Source organism: Mesotoga sp. UBA5557, assembly GCF_002425715.1.
Taxonomy (GTDB): domain Bacteria; phylum Thermotogota; class Thermotogae; order Petrotogales; family Kosmotogaceae; genus Mesotoga.
On record NZ_DIMV01000035.1, the window covers coordinates 1 to 3,820 of the forward strand.

Annotated in this window: 4 protein-coding genes and 1 pseudogene; 1 reads left to right on the top strand and 4 read right to left on the bottom strand. The window is 40.2% G+C overall.

Features of this window, described 5'->3' with window-relative positions; all coding sequences use genetic code 11:
• Positions 1–414 (bottom strand): annotated as a pseudogene (locus tag B3157_RS04040) (transposase); the annotation flags it as partial.
• A 133-nt stretch (positions 415–547) separates the two neighbouring features.
• On the opposite strand from B3157_RS04040, the gene B3157_RS04045 reads away from it, so the two are divergent.
• On the top strand, positions 548–739 hold the full coding sequence (locus B3157_RS04045) for a hypothetical protein (RefSeq protein ID WP_214061472.1): 192 nt from the start codon (positions 548–550) through the stop codon (positions 737–739).
• Positions 740–914: 175 nt separating this feature from the next.
• Here the strand turns inward: B3157_RS04045 and B3157_RS04050 are convergent, their stop codons facing one another.
• The 3 genes from B3157_RS04050 to B3157_RS04060 all read right to left on the bottom strand — a co-directional run bounded on the left by B3157_RS04050 (position 915) and on the right by B3157_RS04060 (position 3,694).
• Complete coding sequence (locus B3157_RS04050; protein WP_214061471.1) at positions 915–2,072, bottom strand: hypothetical protein; 1,158 nt, start codon at positions 2,070–2,072, stop codon at positions 915–917.
• On the bottom strand, positions 2,065–3,090 hold the full coding sequence (locus B3157_RS04055) for a site-specific DNA-methyltransferase (protein WP_349680361.1): 1,026 nt from the start codon (positions 3,088–3,090) through the stop codon (positions 2,065–2,067). The genes B3157_RS04050 and B3157_RS04055 overlap by 8 nt, the downstream gene beginning before the upstream one ends.
• A 310-nt stretch (positions 3,091–3,400) precedes the next feature.
• Positions 3,401–3,694 carry a hypothetical protein gene (locus B3157_RS04060; protein ID WP_214061469.1) on the bottom strand — a complete coding sequence of 98 codons (294 nt, stop codon included), beginning with the start codon at positions 3,692–3,694 and terminating at the stop codon, positions 3,401–3,403.
• Positions 3,695–3,820 lie beyond the last annotated feature (126 nt).

Genomic DNA, 3,820 nt, shown 5'->3' on the forward strand with positions numbered 1-3,820 from the left:
AGGATGGGCATGCAGTCTCTGCCAATGAGAAAACCTACTGAGTGAGTTATTCTCTTCGAGAATCAGATAATAGGCTACCGATAGAATCATTTTATAACGGTCGGGAAAACAGGCTTTCAAGTCGGCTGCGACTTCGGTTATCTTACCAACCTGATCGAGAAGATAGCAAGCACCATAGAAATCCCTTCGGATTTTGGTTATGGGAACTGGTCCGGGCTTTTTCAAAATGCCATCCTTCTGTTCAGAATCCTTCCTGTATGGTCTGGTCGGTACGATTTCTCCAGTGTCTGGATCCAGCTTGCCGATTAAGGTTCTCTTGGCTCTGGACTGTTGTTTTTCCCTGTCCCAATAGGCTTCGTTTTTGTAGACATATGTGATTCCTGTTTTCTTGTTCTTCTGGTAGACAATTCCCATCTCTTCACCTCGTTACATACATTATAATATATAACGAGGGATAAACCTATAGAAAATAACTCTAACTTACTCTTTTCAACGCTTCACGAAGGTTCTCATCGTTAGACTTTTCGGGAAGTAAGGGTTCATCCTAATGAGCGTACTGAGAAAGAAGCTGAAAGACACTGCATTGAATAAGAAGAAGTATTCAATTTGGGAGCTACCTCTCGAGATGGAGCCTTTGTCCAGAATAGATTATTCGGGAAGGTATGATAATATGCTGACTGAGATTACAAAACCTCAACGACTCAGCTTTGACGTTCTAGACTTGCATGTTGATTCATAGTTATGATTTCGCGGGATACTAGCTTCTAAAAAAGGCTTAAAGTATTCCACAGATTGAGCATACTCAAAGTAATGGATCGATCGGAAGTCAGCAAATTGCAGAAAATTCTTCTTCCAAACTGTGCATATGAATGATTATCCCAGCTAGTGAAGAACATAAACTATGATCACAGATCTTAACGGCCCAATAGCTCTTTTAGAAAGTCCCTAGATTTCTCAATATCAATTGAGTTGTTGAACTTGTTGACTACTTGCTTCAGACAATCACCAGTGTACTGTGTGACTCCTCTAGAGTTTCTTCCTGCCCAATGATGTATTACACGAGTGCCTTCAAGAATTTGGGTGTTAAAAGGTGAACACAGTCTTGTTCTGATTGATTGAGTACTATCAACGGCAACTACATATACCATGTATACAGATTTCATTCTAGAAATGAATTGCAGAAACTTGTCGATATTATAAGCTTTGGGAGCACTTGATAAGAACATCACCTTAGTCTTAATATCAGTTTCTGTATCAAACTGGGGAAAATTCCTAGTGTAATCGCCTAGCTGGTTCGCCGTCCTAATTCTTGGAAGCACCTCCTTTTTCAAAAGAGCGTTCAGTAATGGTTTTTTCCCTTCTTCGTCAGCCGTTATTAGATATTCGATCACTCTTCCTCTAATGTTTACGTTTTCAATATAGGCAGCTGCGAATATTGCACATTTCACGCTTGAAACCCGGTCGGCCAATTCTTGATTCAAAGTATCATAGTCGGAAGAATTAGCAAAGTTTACTGTTCTTATCGGCGCATCAAAGATGATTTCCAATTCCATCTGATTGGGCTCATATCTCGAGCCCGTTGGAACGATTCTTCCAGTGCTTTCAACAAGTCTACACAAGTTTTCTTCAAATGAGAAATTCTGATGGAGTAAGAATAGATCTTCAAACCCTTCTGGACAATTCTCAGTTCCTTCTATTGACCGTAGTATATCTGATCCATTGAAACTACCCTTGATATTGTCAGTTCGTAGTTCTTGTGAAGAGTGGCTTATTTTCTTCAGGCACGTTGTATTTGCAAGAAACAGAAAGTTCTCAGCGGGTGATACAGCGCAAACAATGAAGGGTCTGTCATCATATTTCTGTAGAGCAGAGAGAGACAAAACAGTGTTGGAAAAACTACTGCTTCTGGTTTTGCAGAATCTTATTGCAAAATCCTCACAGTAATAGACGCTTCGATCTTCGGTAAGAGAAAAGGTGCTCTTTACTATTATTGAGAGTGCAGATTTATCATTAATTCCATCTTTGCTCCGGACGAGTTTTGATAGTGAATCTATGAGAAACTTGTTATACACCTTTCTCCTCCAAAGGGCTATCAAAAGACAATTGCCCGTTCAACGGTTGTGTTGGGCTTTGGTCAACTCTCTTTGTTCTTGAACCCTGTGAAGCCAATGTATTTCGTTCCCAAAACACACCGTTCGTATAGCCTTGTATGCTTGTATCAAAATCAGCCATTTCTAATCTCTTTTCTGCCCATAAGCAGTATCGTTTGTTCTGCTCTATGCCTATATAATTACGTTTAAGCTTCTTAGCTACGACACTTGTAGTCCCGGAACCCAAGAATGGATCAAGTATAACGTTCCCAAGATTTGAACTCGCCAATAGCAACTTTGCAACTAACTTCTCTGGTTTTTGAGTTGGATGAGCTGTATTTTCAGGCATTGACCAGAAAGGAATGGTGATGTCATCCCAGAAATTCGAAGCGTGGGTATCTCTGAAGTTTCCACCAGAAGTCTCTTTCCAATCTTTTGGAGTTCCATCTACTCTGTAAGGAGCAATTACCTTCCGTCTCACCTTAACCGCTTGGTAATTGAAGAAATAATCTTCCGATTTAGTTGCAAACCAAATATCTTCCATTGCATTCTTCCAGTTCTTCTTTGCCCCTCTTCCCTTCTCTCTCTGCCAAGTAATTCGATTTCTAACCTTGAAGTATCTCATCAAAGCGCTTCCAATGATCAAACTTGTTTCCCAATCACAACATACATAGATTGACGAATTCTCTTTCAACAAAGGAATGATTGCCTCTATCCACGAAATGGTATATGCAAGATATTCTGAATCTTTTTTTCTGCTAAATGAGTTCCCGTGATATTGTTTGCTAAGATTGTACGGAGGATCAACTATTAATAAGTCTACAGAGTTTCTTGGTAGAAATTTGCAAACCTGGAACATATCTCCCAAAATGGTTTTGTTGATCACATTATCAAGGTGAGTTATCTCATTCAATCTAATACATCTATCAAGATAATGTTTTCCTTCACTGATACTGATATCTATCGTTCTATTCCTTGAGGATCTAGTCTTGGACATCATTCGATCATCCTTTCTATCAGTCTCCTTTCGATGTTATCATAACATCAATAATAAGCAGGCCGCAATGTTATCCTTTTGCCATCTTCGACTGAAGTGGAGTAGGAAGTGCATGAACAGGTGTCTATTTTTTGTGAATGATGTCTGTAATGTGTTGGATCAAATTTGCAATACTCAAAAAGCCGTGTTATATATCGCCGATTAGTGCCGTGGAGTCAAAGCATCAAACAAATAGGCTCAAACTCCTCTTCCTACTTCTCTACCACGTGTTATTGTGATTTATGGTACTCCATGCCAACGAATATCTCACTTCTCATTCAATGTCACGAGAAGCATATCGATCTCGCACATCTCTTACCGATCTCTTCCATATCCTGAAGTACTTTGCACCTATGTTGAATTTCTTGACAAACTCCATGTATTCCGGCCAGATGGGGGCTCTGTAAAACTCGCTGCGGCCTATGCCTCCGTTTATGACATATTCGGGAAGAGGGTTGTCCTTGTAGAAAACCGATCGCGCGAGTATCTGACCTCTGTTCGTGAAGTTTGTCCAGTTGCAGCCGAAGGCTTCCCCCGGCTGGATTATGGCCAGAATCTTAGGGGCCATCCTGTTTTCGAGATAAAGCGCCAAAGATAAATAGGGTCAAAAGATAAATAAGATAAATAGGGTCAGACTCCATTTTTCACTGCTGCGAATACTACAAGGAGATCGTTGAGAAATCGAAAGCAGAAA